The 14,909-nt window shown below is 55.2% G+C and carries 19 protein-coding genes; 7 read left to right on the top strand and 12 right to left on the bottom strand.

Annotated features, from left to right (window positions below):
* Positions 1 to 317: 317 nt before the first annotated feature.
* Positions 318 to 1,598: an ISNCY family transposase gene (locus BDD14_RS26745; RefSeq protein ID WP_341273332.1), complete on the bottom strand. Its 1,281-nt coding sequence runs from the start codon at positions 1,596 to 1,598 to the stop codon at positions 318 to 320.
* Between the two features lie 364 nt (positions 1,599 to 1,962).
* Here BDD14_RS26745 and BDD14_RS26740 point away from each other — a divergent pair, with 364 nt between their 5' ends.
* The 5 genes from BDD14_RS26740 (at position 1,963) to BDD14_RS26720 (ending at position 4,624) form a co-directional block, all read left to right on the top strand.
* Positions 1,963 to 2,646, top strand: a complete 684-nt coding sequence (locus BDD14_RS26740; protein ID WP_130423919.1) for a DUF4082 domain-containing protein — start codon at positions 1,963 to 1,965, stop codon at positions 2,644 to 2,646.
* Between the two features lie 140 nt (positions 2,647 to 2,786).
* Entirely contained in the window at positions 2,787 to 2,987 is a 201-nt protein-coding gene (locus BDD14_RS26735; protein WP_130423917.1) for a cold-shock protein, read from the top strand.
* Positions 2,988 to 3,146: 159 nt separating this feature from the next.
* Positions 3,147 to 3,524, top strand: coding sequence for a hypothetical protein (locus tag BDD14_RS26730; RefSeq protein WP_130423915.1), 378 nt, complete (start codon positions 3,147 to 3,149; stop codon positions 3,522 to 3,524).
* An 11-nt stretch (positions 3,525 to 3,535) separates the two neighbouring features.
* Positions 3,536 to 4,165, top strand: coding sequence for an RES family NAD+ phosphorylase (locus tag BDD14_RS26725; protein WP_130423913.1), 630 nt, complete (start codon positions 3,536 to 3,538; stop codon positions 4,163 to 4,165).
* Between the two features lie 42 nt (positions 4,166 to 4,207).
* Positions 4,208 to 4,624 carry a hypothetical protein gene (locus BDD14_RS26720; protein WP_130423911.1) on the top strand — a complete coding sequence of 139 codons (417 nt, stop codon included), beginning with the start codon at positions 4,208 to 4,210 and terminating at the stop codon, positions 4,622 to 4,624.
* Positions 4,625 to 4,695: 71 nt separating this feature from the next.
* On the opposite strand, the gene BDD14_RS26715 is transcribed toward BDD14_RS26720, so the two are convergent.
* Positions 4,696 to 5,412 carry a helix-turn-helix transcriptional regulator gene (locus tag BDD14_RS26715; RefSeq protein WP_242618312.1) on the bottom strand — a complete coding sequence of 239 codons (717 nt, stop codon included), beginning with the start codon at positions 5,410 to 5,412 and terminating at the stop codon, positions 4,696 to 4,698.
* Positions 5,405 to 6,325 (bottom strand): S1C family serine protease, encoded by a 921-nt coding sequence (locus BDD14_RS26710; RefSeq protein ID WP_130423909.1) that lies wholly within the window; start codon positions 6,323 to 6,325, stop codon positions 5,405 to 5,407. Before BDD14_RS26710 ends, BDD14_RS26715 begins: the two co-directional genes overlap by 8 nt.
* A 229-nt stretch (positions 6,326 to 6,554) precedes the next feature.
* Between BDD14_RS26710 and BDD14_RS26705 the strand changes: the two genes are divergently transcribed.
* A complete protein-coding gene (locus tag BDD14_RS26705) occupies positions 6,555 to 6,917 on the top strand; it encodes a hypothetical protein (RefSeq protein WP_130423907.1) in 363 nt (120 codons plus the stop codon).
* 2 nt (positions 6,918 to 6,919) lie between these two features.
* Here the strand turns inward: BDD14_RS26705 and BDD14_RS32090 are convergent, their stop codons facing one another.
* From BDD14_RS32090 to BDD14_RS26675, 6 genes are all read right to left on the bottom strand, one after another.
* Complete coding sequence (locus tag BDD14_RS32090; protein WP_165420319.1) at positions 6,920 to 7,090, bottom strand: lipase maturation factor family protein; 171 nt, start codon at positions 7,088 to 7,090, stop codon at positions 6,920 to 6,922.
* Between the two features lie 97 nt (positions 7,091 to 7,187).
* Positions 7,188 to 8,276: a hypothetical protein gene (locus tag BDD14_RS26695; RefSeq protein ID WP_130423903.1), complete on the bottom strand. Its 1,089-nt coding sequence runs from the start codon at positions 8,274 to 8,276 to the stop codon at positions 7,188 to 7,190.
* Between the two features lie 409 nt (positions 8,277 to 8,685).
* Positions 8,686 to 8,997 (bottom strand): alpha/beta fold hydrolase, encoded by a 312-nt coding sequence (locus tag BDD14_RS26690; RefSeq protein ID WP_130423901.1) that lies wholly within the window; start codon positions 8,995 to 8,997, stop codon positions 8,686 to 8,688.
* Positions 8,945 to 9,469 carry an alpha/beta fold hydrolase gene (locus BDD14_RS26685; RefSeq protein ID WP_130423898.1) on the bottom strand — a complete coding sequence of 175 codons (525 nt, stop codon included), beginning with the start codon at positions 9,467 to 9,469 and terminating at the stop codon, positions 8,945 to 8,947. Before BDD14_RS26685 ends, BDD14_RS26690 begins: the two co-directional genes overlap by 53 nt.
* 121 nt (positions 9,470 to 9,590) lie before the next feature.
* On the bottom strand, positions 9,591 to 10,448 hold the full coding sequence (locus BDD14_RS26680; RefSeq protein WP_165420318.1) for an alpha/beta fold hydrolase: 858 nt from the start codon (positions 10,446 to 10,448) through the stop codon (positions 9,591 to 9,593).
* Positions 10,449 to 10,509: 61 nt separating this feature from the next.
* Positions 10,510 to 11,130, bottom strand: coding sequence for a TetR/AcrR family transcriptional regulator (locus BDD14_RS26675; RefSeq protein ID WP_130423894.1), 621 nt, complete (start codon positions 11,128 to 11,130; stop codon positions 10,510 to 10,512).
* Between the two features lie 333 nt (positions 11,131 to 11,463).
* Here BDD14_RS26675 and BDD14_RS26670 point away from each other — a divergent pair, with 333 nt between their 5' ends.
* Positions 11,464 to 12,207: an SDR family oxidoreductase gene (locus tag BDD14_RS26670; RefSeq protein ID WP_130423892.1), complete on the top strand. Its 744-nt coding sequence runs from the start codon at positions 11,464 to 11,466 to the stop codon at positions 12,205 to 12,207.
* Between the two features lie 11 nt (positions 12,208 to 12,218).
* On the opposite strand, the gene BDD14_RS26665 is transcribed toward BDD14_RS26670, so the two are convergent.
* From BDD14_RS26665 to BDD14_RS26655, 3 genes are all read right to left on the bottom strand, one after another.
* Positions 12,219 to 12,455, bottom strand: a complete 237-nt coding sequence (locus BDD14_RS26665) for a LacI family DNA-binding transcriptional regulator (RefSeq protein WP_130423890.1) — start codon at positions 12,453 to 12,455, stop codon at positions 12,219 to 12,221.
* 194 nt (positions 12,456 to 12,649) lie between these two features.
* Complete coding sequence (locus tag BDD14_RS26660) at positions 12,650 to 13,258, bottom strand: FAD-binding oxidoreductase (protein WP_207231902.1); 609 nt, start codon at positions 13,256 to 13,258, stop codon at positions 12,650 to 12,652.
* 499 nt (positions 13,259 to 13,757) lie between these two features.
* Entirely contained in the window at positions 13,758 to 14,261 is a 504-nt protein-coding gene (locus BDD14_RS26655) for a dihydrofolate reductase family protein (RefSeq protein WP_130423885.1), read from the bottom strand.
* Between the last annotated feature and the right edge of the window lie 648 nt (positions 14,262 to 14,909).

The following is a 14,909-nucleotide window of genomic DNA, read 5'->3' as shown; positions in this document are numbered from 1 at the left end:
AGAATTCGGACGATAAAGTACGGTAACGGTCAATAGATACAGAAAACAAACCACTTAGTGGGACGCGTCGCTTGTCGTACCGGTGTGCAATGTTTCTTCTTGTAAGTTATTGATGTTATTGACACGCAATTTTCTTAGCGTGCTCTGTTGTTGGCGCCCGATAGAAATGTCTCTATGCGCGCCGGATAGAAATGTCAGTATAGATCCTTCTTATGACTCGTAGTCGTCGTGCGGTGGGAATGTGTGAAATCACCGCACTTGGTGATTTCCAAGGACTGTGGGAAGAGTGGGACAGTTTCATCGTTCCACTCTTCCCATCAGGCCGTCATTTCCACCGTTGGAGTCGCGGCGAGTTCTGTTTTGTAGTCTGGCCCATAGACTTGGCGCGGGCGCTTCTTGTATCCGATCTTGTCACTGTTGGTCATGATCTCAGGCAATCGCTTGATGTCCTGCTGCGCCTTCACAGTAGCGAGTGCATGTCTCAACCGCTTGTTCTCGACGATGGCCGTGTGACTGACGCGCTGGTCTTTGCTGAAGACGCGATAGGGAAGCGAGTGGCCTTTCCATCGCACCTCGAGCGGACGATCCGCGAAGTCATAGACCTCGACGTACTGACCTGCCAACCCGTCCACCAGATCATTTCGTTCAAGAATAATCTGCCTGCGGTCATAGGCGAGAGTGAGCTGCTGACCAACGTGACGCAGTTCGCGGTGGCACAGGATGTCGGCCAGGCGAGGAGCCGGCACGTTCAGCCTGCGATGCAGGTTCTCAGCCTTGACTGCGGGTAACGAAAACTTCTCGTTGAAGTGCTTCATGAAGCCGGGCAGGAAGGCGTTGCCGGCACTCATGTCACTGATATCAGCAAGGCGCAGTTCCTTCACCAACCGGTCCTGCAAGGTGCGGTTCGCCCGCTCCACGCGGCCCTTGGCCTGGCTCGAGTTGGCGCACAGGATCTCGATGTTGAGCTCCGCCAGGGCACGGCCGAACTGCGTCATCCCCGAACCGCCCTTCGCATCCGGCTTGTTGACGCGGAAGACGGTGTGCTTGTCCGAGTAAAACGCAACTGGGCAGCCATGATCGTTTACATATCCCTCGAGCGCAGCAAAATAGGAGTCCGTGCTCTCGCTGGGCACGAAGCGCATCTGCATCAGCTTGCTGGTTGCATCATCGATGAAGACCAGCAACGTGCAGGGCTCGCCTCGCTGCTCGAACCAGCGGTGATCGCTTCCATCAATCTGGACTAGCTCGCCATAGCTCTCGCGACGGAGGCGCGGCTGGTGGAAGCTCCTGCGCTGCTTGCGCGAAAGCCAGAGGCCTTCCTCCAGCATCCATGTCCGTAAGGTCTCACGGCCTATCTGGATGTCAAGCACGTACCCGCGAATGCCATCGCACAGGCTGTGGTTCGAAGACTTGCCTCGGCCCTTGTGGATCAGCCCGCCGCCACCGTCCTCACGAAACCGGATCAGCAGACGGTTGACCTGCCGGACGGTGATCGCCAACACGACCGCAGCCGAAGCCACAGTCCGTCGGCCCGAAAGTACTTCCGTCAAAACCTCAATGCGCCGTACGTCACGTTCGCTCATTAACACCCAACCCATAGTCCGTCGGTCTCCCAGGCACAGACCTAGGAGGTTACTCGAGACATTTCTATCGGGCGAGAGTAGGACATTTCTATCCGGCGCTAATATCAGTTGGTTTGTCTCACCTTCTCTGTCCAAAATCCCAGGTTCTCTGTCCGCCTACAGTTTTAACCCGATGAATCCAGCATATTCTGTGCAAGATCGTGCAACTTCAACTCGCTAGCCCTTACCCTACCTGACCTGCAAATAGGTCACATCGCATTAATTTGCAATGGAGCGCGAATTGCATCATGACTAGACATTGGAACTTCTGTTGCTTTGCCTGGTATCCGTGGTTTGAAGCGATTCTGGGTCCAGGATAAATGCTTTACGGAGAAGAAAAATGAAACGATTCCTTGGCTCTCTCACCCTCTCTCGGCTATGCATCTCCTCTGTCTGCCTCTTTGCCGTTCTGGCCACAGTTCCTGCCTATGCCGATTCCATCGCCGCCTTCAGCTTCACGTCGTCCCTCTACCGCATCGATGACAATGACACCGCGGAGCTCGGCTACAACTTCACAACCGGAAGCGCTCCAATCACAGTCACCGCGCTGGGCTACATCAACGACGGATACAACGCCACCCACACCGTCGCGCTGTTCGACGTTGCCACCCAACAGGCACTACCCGGCGCACTGGTAAGTGTCACAACCGTCGGCGGAGGGGGAACCAGCACCACCTTCACCTACACCGACCTCTCCTCGCCCTTAACCCTCGCCGCCTTCACCCAATATCAGATCGTCTCCCAGTTCTTCACCGGCGAACACTACTTCACCCAGGCGGAGGGATTCACCTCCCAATTCGGGCTGACGCTCGACACCGCGGTCTACGGCTATTACGGAGCTCCTCCAGCCACTCCGCTCTTCGCAACCAACACCTATCCCCCCAACACTCCAGGAAGCTTTGGGCCGAACCTCAAAATCCTGAGCCCAGACCCCGCACTGAATCAGGTCCCCGAGCTGTCCTCGATCTACCTCGTAGCCAGCGGCCTGGTCAGCTTAACCATATCCAAACTGCGGAGAGGCTAACTCATCCTTTGGCGCGATCGTGACATAGAGGGTGCTAATATGCGAACACCTGGCATGGGAACAGTTTGGTTTTAGCAAAGATGTAGCCCGAAACCCACTTTGACTGCGCTTGGCAACAGATGAGAACCGAGGAAAACACGATGGAACAGGGAACAGTGAAGTGGTTTAACGATGCCAAGGGGTTTGGCTTCATCAGCCGTCAAAACGGCGAAGACGTTTTCGCTCATTACTCCGCGATCAACACGAGCGGCTTCAAGAGCCTCCAAGAGGGGCAGGCTGTGCAATTCAATGTAGTTAAAGGGCCTAAGGGGTGGCAGGCAGCCGACATTCAACCTCTTTAAGAGAGGCTGCTTACTTCTTTGCGAAAGGGATCGGCTCAGGCCTGTTGGATCGGGGTTGAAAACCCAAAGACCTTTGGGTTCCAACCCACCGAGAATGACTTTTGCGATACCTTGACGAGACCTAAAGAGGCTATTAGTATAGCTGTAGAGGTGACGTCAATGTTGTCATCCACAACGACCTTTGTCAGCGCCGATCCTGCCCTCTTCAACCCGCAGTCGGGACGCCTTGATGCCGCGCGTATCGCGAGCGAGATTCAACTGCCTGTGTCCACGATTGCAGACGCCATCGGCAAAAAAGCACCGAGTGTGCGGAAGCATCCCGACGCCAGCAGCCTCCAGCCGGAGTTGCGCCGTGTGTACCGAATTTGGGTGGCTATCGTTGACCTGTACGCCGGGAACAAGAAGAGCGCTCGGATTTTTCTGAATGCCCCGAACCGGTACCTTGAAAATCAGGCCCCTGTCGAGTTCATCGAGAGCGGCAACCTCAAGCCCCTCGAAGCTCTAGTCGAGGCCATGAGCACAAGGCAGCCAGCCTAGCGAGACCGGGATTGCACTCTACTGACCGACTCCTACGCGCCTTAGAGAATGCCCCGGTTCAGCCGTTTTCGGGATTCGTCTATCGGATCATCGCCGAACGGCACCGGGACTCTCCGCTGTCTGCGATTGGCTCCGTCCGTTCCGGTGGTCGCTACAACGCTCCCAATACTTTCCCGGTTCTCTACTGCGCCGATAGCCAGATGACTGCCTTGCTGGAGGTCGAAGCTCTCTTCACCACGGCGGACGGTCAGTTGAAGGGTGCTCCGCGAGACCCCGATCTTGTCCTCTCCCTTCGGTGTGAGCTCGCTCGCGTTTTGGACCTGACCGACGATCGTTTCTACAGCGAGCTGGGGACGACTCGCAATGAACTCGTTAGCCTGACTCCCTCGCGATTCATTCTGAATGCGCGCGGCGATGAGACCCCAACGCAAATCCTCGGAGCGGCCTGTTCCTTCAGTGGAGGTATTTCTGCATTGAAGGTCCCGAGCGGAGCCAACAGCGACGGCTACTGTCTCGATATCCTTCCGGACTCCTTGTTGGTTGGCGAACACGTAACGATCCTGGACGATACTGGCAGAATTAAAGCCCAGATTGACGGCGTGATTCCCGTTCCCGGCAAGTTCGGTGGCCTCACCGTTTGAGGCTTTTCCACTGCAGTGACTATCCCTATCTGAGAGGTTTATGTGGCGGGCGAACGAGAGCAACGCGAGGCATTAGACAAACTTCATGACGAGTTTCGTGCGCGGGCCGAAACGCTCGATATGGACTCCGCGGAGTACGCCGAAGCGTTCCAGCAGATGTCGGACGAATGGCAGACGATCAGCGCGAAGATCGCTGCAGCTTATCCCCTCGACGTGCCGAATGCCGAGTGCCATCACGCGATGCTGAGAGGCATCGCCTTTCAAAATCAGCCTTGGAAACAGTCACCACCAGGCGGCTTCCCAGCACAGGGAGAGCGGGTCGATTTCTTCCGCTCTGGGCCAGAAGCAGCATCGCTCTGGACACACAAAGAGGACGACTGCACCGTACTTCTGGTCGAGGTGGATCTTTCAGAGTTTCGTCGCACCAGTTCACGAAGGTCTTGCTGCGGTGTCGTCTAAGAGTACTGCTCTGCTTGCGAAGCAATCCTACGTGCCCCTATGGCAGTTCTGGACCGCGCTTGAACGTATCTTTAAATGGCAACCAGCCCGCGCAGAATGCCGATCGCTACGGCTTCCGTCCGGCTTCGGGCGCCGAGCTTGGCGAGAACCGAGCTGACGTGGAACTTCACGGTGTGTTCCGAGAGGTTGAGCTGCGCAGCCACCTCCTTATTTCCCCGCCCAAGAGCAACTAGACGTAAGACTTCGACTTCTCGTGCGGTGAGATGTTCCGCTGGAGATAGTTGTGCGGGGTTGCCCAGCTTGGGACGAATACCATTAATCTCGTCTCCTGCTGGGGACGAGGGCCGTGGCAGGGTGACAGCGAAGCCCGCCACCGTCGCTGCAATCGCGGCAACAAGCTGATGAGTCGTTATGACTAACGGAAGCACGGAGCGTATCCTTAAGCGCGAAGCGCTTCTCGTGATGGCAGCACTTAGTGTTCCGGCCAGCAGGACCGTAGGAGTGTCCGAGAAGACTTCATCTAGCGAGCTGTTATTTCCCCACGCCGCTGGAAATGACTCTTCGGTGACAATCACAATAGCATCCGGACTGTCGCTCTGCGCACGAAAGAGCAGAGTTGACGGAAGTGCGACGTGCAGCAAATCCACGCCTCGCGCACCTCGAAGACCTTCGAAGTAGCTCGAGTGCAACATCGAATCGACACATGGCAGTACAAGCAACGGATCGAGCGGGCGTACGACCTCTGCCTGCGCTCGACCTTGTGTTTCGTGTTTGCGATGGTCAGCCACGATCCGCCACAGTTAAGGTCAACTCCATTCTCGCGCCTCCCCGGATCACGACAAGAGATACAGAGTCTCCGACGCTCAAGCTGGCAATCCGATGCAGGGCATCACGAACGTCATGAACGGGATCGCCATTTAGTGACACAATTAGATCTCCCACCAACACACCCGCCGAAGCTGCAGGCGCATTAGGTTCGACGTGCAAAACCAGGAGAACCTGGTCGGCTCCCTCAGCGAACTGAGCCCGCAGAGCCTCGGGAACGGGAACGGCCTGCATCCCGACACCGAGAAAAGGTCGGGGTACGTGGCCACGTTCAAGGATTGCGTCGACAACCCGATCTATGGTCTGTGTCGGCACAGTGATGATGGCATTGCGTGCTAGAGCCGGGCTATTGATACCCAGGACGCGATGTTGTTCGTTCACCAGTGCGCTGCCGGACTGGCCCACGTAAAGTCGAACATCCGGTCGAATGAGGCGATCAATCTGTCCACCGCGCCAGGTTCGCCAGGGGCTGCCAAGACGCGCGATGATTCCTGAGCTGGCCGAGATGTCGCCTAGCACAGAACGGCCGACTGACAGCACAAGCTCTCCGACGCGCGTACTCTCGAGACCGCTGGTCTCAGCGGGTTTCAGACTGTTGGACTCTACTCTAAGTACCGCCAAATCCGTTCCCGCATCAGTTCCCGCAACACTAGCGTTGAATGGCTCGCCGCGGCGGGCCACTTTGACTACCTCACCGCGACGGAGACCGTTACGCACAGTTACGACGACGCCAGGTCGCCACACAACTCCACTTGAGGTCGAGCGGCCTCCTCCATGGATGGTGACGATGCTGTCCTGGACTGCTTCGATTGCTTCCGGTATGGATTTAGACAACGAGTTCCAAACCGCTGAGCTCTGAATTCCGCTTATCATCATGTCCTCCACTTGACGAGCCTATGATGGCACTTCCATAGGTTGAGCACATCCGCCAGATGACCAGGTCACGCCGTCAAATGAGATCCGTTTCCGGTAAACCTGCCCCTGGCGGTCCCGCTATAGTGTCGAGGTGCTCGCTCCGCGTGAATGAGAGCTGGTTGTTATTCCCTGATTCAGGATCGCGAGGCGTGCGGTAAGGTTCAGCAAGAACGTCTAGGTAGGTCCCATTGTGATCAACGCGCTCCTCCTGGCAGTCTCTGAAGAGCAGTTGCGGTCCAAACTATGCGGCGATCTTCCGCTGGTGATCCTTGGCTCCATCATTGCAGCGATTGGGGTAGCTGCAGTTGTTGTCCAGCTGTCCCGGTGGCAATCGGGCGAGCGAGTCTTGCTCTGGTTCGGGTTATTCGCCGGCCCATATGGCCTACGATTGCTTACGAACACAACCCCATTCCAGATGGCCTTCGGTGAACTGCGGGTGGTTTGGCCTTTCGTCAGTAAATTGGTCGAGTTTGCGACTCTCGTTCCAGCCCTGCTGCTCTTCGAGGATTTTTACGGCAAAGGCTGGCGTTCGTCCGTCCGCTGGTTGATATGAGCCTATGTGGTCGCGAACCTATAGTTTGCGGAGGCGATGACTCCGATCTGCCAGGCGGTAACGATGAAGAAGCAGGCTATCTTCCACGGGCGTGAGAGAAAGGCCATCCAGACGAGAACCAGTTCCATTATGAGCGTAGCAGCAGCAGTGGCGATATGAAACCAGTGCGGCATATGCTGCAGGTACCAACCGATCCAGGTGGCAGCGGACCATTTTGATAGTACTCGTAAATCGCTGTTAGGTTTGAGAGCATGCAAAGTTGTGGGGTGCTCAAGCTGAGACAGGTAACGGAGACAGATGCTTGATGGGCCGAAACCCTTGGTGCCAGTGACGGAATGCATCTTCCAAGGTGCCATTCAGTACATGAATGAGAACCTCGAGGAAGCTCTGAACGGTGCGGCGATTCCCTCGCATCTGCTGCTTCTTCACCATTCGCTTGGCAATGATCTCGTTGACTGCAGACTCTACGAAGCCGGTTGAAATTCGCTGTCCGGCTCGGTAGCGCTTACCGTAATCGGGCATAGAATCGGCGTTCAATTCCAAGTAGCGGATCATGTCCAACAGGGCGTGCTGCAACTTCTTCAACGCTGATATGTGGTCGAAACACTGAGCTGCTGCCCACTGCCTAAGATGCACCAAGCCGATCAGTCCCTGCTCGAAAAGACCATTCCAGAACCGCCACTTCGCACGGTTGAGCTCTGCCAATGCGTGGCTGCGAATCTCATGATCCGTAACTGCGTTTACACCTTTCGCGAGCTGCTGTAGGTTCGTAAACTTCATAGCAATGTGGAACCAATCCAGCACGTGCTCTGCGTGTGGCGCAACTAGCCGGTGAATGGCTCGTAACCCAGCATCACCATCGGTTAGAACCGTCATCGATATGGTCTCACTCGCTCCGCACTTCCGCAGGGCAAGGCCGACTGCATTCATAGCCTCGGCACCTCCATTGCGTACGAAGGCAAAGCGTGTACGCCCTTCGCTAGTCAGCACCTTACCGGCAATGACTTCAAAGTTCCGCTCCGGTCGCTGATGTCGATTTCTAACGTACCCACCATCCATACCAACGACCAATCCACCGGGTGCGGTTGTCGAAGAGGCCGAGAAGACCTCTGCCGTCTTCTGAAGCCGTCTGCCTACCTTCATTGTCCGGTGGCGCACCGTGCCGGCCGTTGTCTGTGCAGGCATCGGCAACAACTCGCCGAGAAAGGCGGCAGCCTTGCCAAACGGCAGCAACGCAGCCAGCTTGGCGGTGAGATATCGCAACTCTGGCGTGATGGGACTCTTATTGGTGAAGAGCGAAGAAAAGGTACGGGCCTGCGATTCTGAACAAGAAGATGCATGCAATCGTCGAATGCGCATGTCAATTGCCGTATACGGAGCGAAGAGTGGATTGATAATAGCCCTTGGTTCGAAACGCCTTCCCGCATCCGGAGCACAATCGAATGCTGACGCAATGCTGTTTTAACCTGCGCCGTGACAATTTGCTTCTGCAGGCTTTCCAGAATCAATTTCCCCTCATCAATCGTCAACCCCACGGTGGCAGGGGAGATCTTGTCCGAGCGCTCGATTGTGGCAACCTCATGCTCGATGGCTTCACCTGGTACTGCCTCAACAACCAACTTCATCGTCCATTTCATGCCGCCAGCTTATCCCACCCCACAACTTTGCATGCTCTCACCGTCATGGGCCAGAGCATGGCGATCCATTCAAGCCGGCTCTGCGTGTCGGTCTCGCCAAGGTATCTACCTTTCATGGGAAAGTTCTGATTTCAAGAGACGGCACCTGCTTGCCGTTGGCAGAAAGAAAGTATGGCGGAAGCCAGCTCGACTGGCTTCTCCAGAAAGATCAAGTGGCCCGAATTGAGTTCAAGGGTCTTCGCGTCAGGAACCAGATTCTGCGAGTAAGCCGGCGGCACGATCTGATCGTGCTTTGCAGTAATCAGCAGCGTCGGGGTCTTGATTCTCGTGGCGTACTCCCGAACATCCACGCTCAGGTCCACCCGGATGGTCTGTTCGACCGGACGCCAGTCAGTCGATGCGATAAAGTTTTCGATGATTCCGTTTAGAGTGTGGTTCGTCAAATGCAGACATAATCCCGGAGCTCAGGCCACTCACCAGCAGCAGTTTTGTGAATGCTACTTTATCTGTGCTGGCCAAGTGAAGCCACAGTTTGAACTGCAGATTCATCCGCGGATCGCTTCCATGGCTGAAACCTGATACGAGTGCAAGCGAACGGACCATCTCCGGATACTCTGCTGCGACGCATGTGGCAACTGCCGCTCCAAGGGAAGAGCCAACTAGATCAAAGCGTTGCTTACCTTCGGCCCTGACTGCAGCTACAACCTCATCCGCGAGATCTTTTATCGACAGTTCATTAGTCGAGTTCCTTTCAGCGACCCGGTCCATGTAATTTGGGCGCGTCACCGAGCGAGAGCTGGATAGCTCTTCCACTACCCGCGACCAGTCCTCTGATTTCCCCATTGTTCCATGTACAAGCACGATTGGTAGATCTTTGTCGTCGATCAAGTAAGGTCCCTCATTCTGTGAATTCATAATTTCCTTTCATCTGGTGCAACACTTGTGTTTTCTGACTCCGCGTCGCGAGCGCATATTCGCGTTCACACTTAACTCTGTGTGCTCGTTGCGCGCGGCAGCTGATTTTCAGTCAGGTAAATTAATTGTCGAGAAATCGAATGACTGAGTTGTTGAATGTTGTGGAGTCTTGCCAAGGGGCAAAATGGCTCACGTTGGGAAGGATAATCAGCTTTGCGCCAGGAATGGTGGCCGCAAGATAGGCGGTGTGGGCTCGAGTAATGAATTCTTCATGGTCGCCATCGGCGATGGCAATCTTAGACACTTTGATAGCAGCCAGCTCCTTCGTCGTGTAATTGGGCTCCTTCTTCTGCATCGTTTCAAGTGCCTTGTGAAGAGAGCCGAATTCGTCGGGCGTGGGTGAGATCCGTGCGTAATCCTTAGCCAACCTTGTTGCCACTTCGGAGAGGATAGGCGAAGTAAAAGCGCCCGATACGACGGCATCCGTATTCATGTTTGCCCCAAAAGCGTACACCCTGTTGACTCGTTCTGGATTCTTCATTGCCATGATGAGGCTGATGATTGCTCCATCACTCCAGCCAACGAAGGCCGCTTTCTTAAGGTGTAACGTATCCATTACGGCCACGACATCGCTCTGCATTTTCTCGTAGGAAAGCGGATAAGGTCCTAGCGTGCTCCGCCCGTGGCCACGACTATCGATCAAGATCACCCTATGGTGAGTCTTGATCAAAGCTGGAACCTGATTCCCCCAACTCAGGCTGCTCTCCATTCCTCCGTGCAATAAGACAACTGGGTCGCCCTTACCGGCCGTTCCATACCAGATCCGAACTCCGTCATGATCAACGTAACCCGCCTCCATTGCCACTGAAAGAGGTTGTTCTGCTGGCAGAGTTTCCCAGGCTGGAGCCGAAGAAACATTGCTCGCTGTAGGCGGCCAGATAAGCGCAATGCCAAGCAGAGCCGAAGTGATCGATAACATGCTATCTCCTCTATTCATAAAAAGTCATAGGTGGGCAATATCCTCTATTACCCTTGCCATCTCAGGAGTCAGTTCTGAGTCTGACCGCAGTCTCCAGGTACAGACTGAGGTGACTTTGAGCGTCGTCGAGAGCCGCGGACCGCTTATTGATCCGTGCCACGACCGTTGCTCCCTCGAGGATGGAGATCACGAGGTTGGCGACCGAATGTGGGTCAATTTCCGGGTTGATCTCTCCGGCTGACTGGCCATCTTCAACAATCTTCGCCAAAAGATCCTCCCAACCCTTCAGTGCCTTTCTGACCCTTGTGCGGAGGGTGAGGTTGCCGTCATCGGCATCTACTGCAAAGTTCAAAAGAGGGCATCCCCCTGGAAAACTCGGGGTGTTGACATAGTTGTCTATGTGCAGCTTCAGTTTGTCTACCGCATTTGAAACGGTGTCGACGTTCCGAAGTCGTTTGTCACTCGTATCCTTCCACGCATAGTCGAAAGCGAGGAGTGCCAGTTCTTCCTTTGTAGAGAAGTGGCCGTAGAGCGTCCCTTTCTCCAGGCCTGAAGCCGCAACGATGTCCCCCATCGAGCATCCAGTGAACCCCTTCTGGTTGAACAGCACTGCGGCGGTTTCTACGATCTTCCGACGGCTGCGCTCACCCTTCGTGACGGCTGCTTTCGTTTTTGTAGTCATAGCTCCGCACTCCCTGAATCCGTCAATGGCCTTTCTCCTGCAACTTGCGGGTAAAGTCCCCAGCTTCGTTGCCGCTTCCGCCGATAACGATTACCGTGAGCCTTTTTGCCTAGCGGCAGAGCGGCCTCGAATTTGGCCTTCCCAAGAGTAGACGACAGAAACACCTTCAGGGATTCACATTATTCAACCGACCGGTCGGATATTTTGTCTTTTTAAACATGTCTTTATGCAGCCGAGACTTGTGTCCTTTTTTCTAAAAAACTGCCGACCGGTCGGAAATAGTTAGAATCATCCGCATGCCCTGTTGTATCTACTAATCAGGAGGCCACGAACATGGCAAACGAAAAGAAAGTAGCTTTAGTTACTGGTTCCAATCGCGGAATCGGTTTTGAGACTGCACGGCAGTTGGGCCAGCAAGGCGTAAGGGTTATTGTCACAGCACGCACGGAGCGCGCGGCCGCAGACGCTGCGAGCAAATTGCGCAGCGAAGGCATCGAAGCAGAGGCACTTGCACTGGATGTGACCAAGGCAGCCGATCGCGCTGTCGCGGCAAAATTCATCGAGTCACGCTATGGCAAGCTGGATATTCTGGTCAACAATGCGGGCGTAGGGCCGGCAGATGGGCTCATTGGCCTGCGTGCGAGTGAATCGACCGAAGAGGAGTTGCAGAGCATCTTTAACATTAACCTGTTTTCCCTGGTAGCTTTGACTCGCGAATTTCTTCCCTTGCTGAAGAAGAGCGAAGCGGGACGGATCGTCAACCTCGCCAGCATCCTCGGCTCTCTGACACTTCAGGCAATGGACCCGAGCCCCATCGCACCACTGCGGAAGTTCGCTTACAACGCCTCCAAGGCCGCGGTCAACGTGTTCACGATTCATCTGGCAGCGGAACTCAAGGACACCAATATCACGGTGAACTCCGTACATCCGGGCTGGGTTAAGACCGTTCTTGGCTCGGACGCGGCGCCGATGTCTGTACCTGACGGAGCAAAGACCACAGTGACGGTTGCACTGCTGGGATCGGATAGCCCCAGCGGCCGCTTCATCCACGAGATCAATAAAGAATTGCCCTGGTAAGACATTCCGCTTTACGCAAAAAAGGGATCAGAGATATAGGGAACCAGGATACCAATCTGCCTGGAACGCCGCTCACGAAGCGATCGCGCGAGTTCGTTCGGCTGGTAGCGAAGTCTTTCGATCGCGGCAAGAACCTTCCGCCGAGCCTCGTCGGAGATGCTCGGATGTGCGTTGAGAACACGCGATACAGTCATCGTGCTTACGCCCGCCACCTCAGCGACATCGGTCATTCGGCTCAGTCGTGCCATGAATTAAGAAGCTCCTTGGGCATCTCTGAAGATGATTGTTTATCAGGTTAGCTCAAACCCGTCCGGTCACCCTGAACTCTTCACGAGCCCAATCCCGAATCCGGCATGCCAAGGTGCGAGCCTCGCTGGCGGCTAACCGAGGTCTTAGAGTGCTCTTCCAGAGCATGCACCTGACGGTAGACGGCACTGTTGCATTAACTCGAAATTAGGCAATCAGCATACAAGTGATGGTGTGACTGATCGTGGTCGGACCTGGCGCGCAGAAGTTGACCATCAGCGGTCACGACGTCGGCCGAAAGCAAGTTGTCGAGAGCACAACCGTGCTTGCGGACCATCCCGCCCAACCCGCCGCCGAGGGTCAGGCCTCCAATGCCGGTAGTGCCCACGAAACCGCCGGTAGCTGCAAGGTCAAATGCCTGCAGCTCGTAGTTGAGCTCAGCCCAGGTGACGCCGGGCTCCGCGCGAGCGGCGCGTGCAGCCGGATCGACATGAATGCCTTTCATGGCTGACAGGTCAATTACCATGCCACCGTCACACAAGCTGATGCCCGCTACATTGTGGCCTGTGCCGCGGACGGACACGGTGACCTCGTTGTCACGCGCGAATCGGATGGAGGCGATGACATCGGCAACCCCGGCGCAGCGGACAATAGCGCCCGGTCGCCGGTCGATCATAGCGTTATGGATCTTGCGGGCATCTTCATATCCAGGTTCGCCTGGCAGGAGTAACTGACTTCGAAGCGATGTGCGGAAGTGCTGAAGGGCTGAAGGGCTGAAGGGCTGAAGGGCTGGCTCAGAGATCATAGCTGCCTCCATATTTCGTTACCTGATTATAGGCTTGGACAAAGTTGTATCTTGATAAATCGATAGCTACCGCGCGACGCACCGCTACGGATGTGTGGCGAGCGATTCACTGATTCGATTCGTATTCGTTGCTTTGAAGCCGCGTGCTTGCGGAGTTCCACACGCCCATATTTTCACCACACGTAGGACATATCCGCATAGATCTGGTTCTGTCGCCGCGACGAATCCGGCGAGGGCTGTTGTTTCTCCGGCCTAACTTCGCCGCAAACTACCTATCGGGAAACCTCCCTGAGACACTTGCTGATTGAATTGTGATCGTCCATGCACAAACTTTGCTGCTGCAACGAAGAAGAAGGGAGCCTCGCTGGCGCGGATACGGGTGAGCAATCGCACTGTGGTGCTGAAGGCTGGTCGATCGAGGTTCAGATTCTTTGTTTTCCGTATAAGTACTTCAACTTCCCTCAGTACGAATGGTGGTTGCCCGCTCGTATTACAGTGGCTACGAGCCAATCTCGTATTCACTCTGGACTAGGCCGCCGTTATAGCTGCGCGTTGCAATGAGGCGAAGCTTGATGTCGCGCGGCAAGCGGCCGAATAACGGGATGCCTGCTCCGATCAACACCGGCACGCGCGTTATCACCAAGCGATCGATCAGTCCGGAGGCAAGAAATCTTTGAATGGTGATGCCGCCATCTATGTAGGCATGTTTGAAGCCGAGCGACCTGAGCTGCGCAACGATTTCGATCGGTTCGCCCGACATCTGTTCGACCACTCCGCTCGTATCCGATGACAAATTAAGTGGACGGCCGCACAGGACGATCACACGCTTCTTGCCGTAAAGTGCCAAGTGTCCGAATTTCAACACGACATCGAAAGTCCTGCGGCCGATAACGACTACATCCACGCTGGCGAGGAATTCCTTGAACCCGTGAGGCTCCTGCTCACCGGTGTGCAAGAAGTCAAGCGCGTCGTCCGGGCGAGCCAAAAAGCCATCGACGCTCACTCACTCCACAGAAGACCGAGAGTTTTATGGCGGACCTCCTGATTGCACGTTAGTAGTGATTCAGCGTGTTCTGCGCAAGGAATCCGACCGTTCGATTCAGAGAAAATGGAAGCCTGGACGGTGAGCTCGAAGGTGAACAAGGGTTCTCATGAATAGCAAGTTGAATGACAGTTCGGATATGCTTGACCCGCGCCGGCGGCCTCGGAGGGACACTTCGACCGGGGATTTGTGCCTTTTTAGCGCACTTGAGTGACTTGCAAATGGAAAACACGTAGGTATTTAGATCCGCTTGGCCAGATGGAGCAGTACGAGTCCGACGTTCGCGAAGGTTATCGGGCCTTCCTGGACGGAGGCCCTTCGGACGTAAAGAATGTGTTCCTGCTCGGTTCGATTGATGTGAAATCTGTCTGGGGAGGCCCGCGAAAGTCTATCAAGACGAGGAACTATCTGCTCGCCGATCTTGATTTACCAAACATCAGCATCCTCGGGCACAGAATCCCCGGTCTCGGCAAACCTGATCCGGGCAACGGAACGCCTGGAGATGATGTCCCTTTAAGGCATACCCGCGCAGAGCTTTTTCTTTGGATATGTTGAAGGAGGACACTTTGAAATCCTCAGGCAGGGAAATCCCGGGCCGAGACCGAAGAA

It is taken from the genome of Edaphobacter modestus (genome assembly GCF_004217555.1).
Lineage (GTDB): Bacteria > Acidobacteriota > Terriglobia > Terriglobales > Acidobacteriaceae > Edaphobacter > Edaphobacter modestus.
The sequence above is the reverse complement of the archived record's forward strand: the minus strand, read 5'-3'. Positions and strand labels throughout refer to the sequence as shown.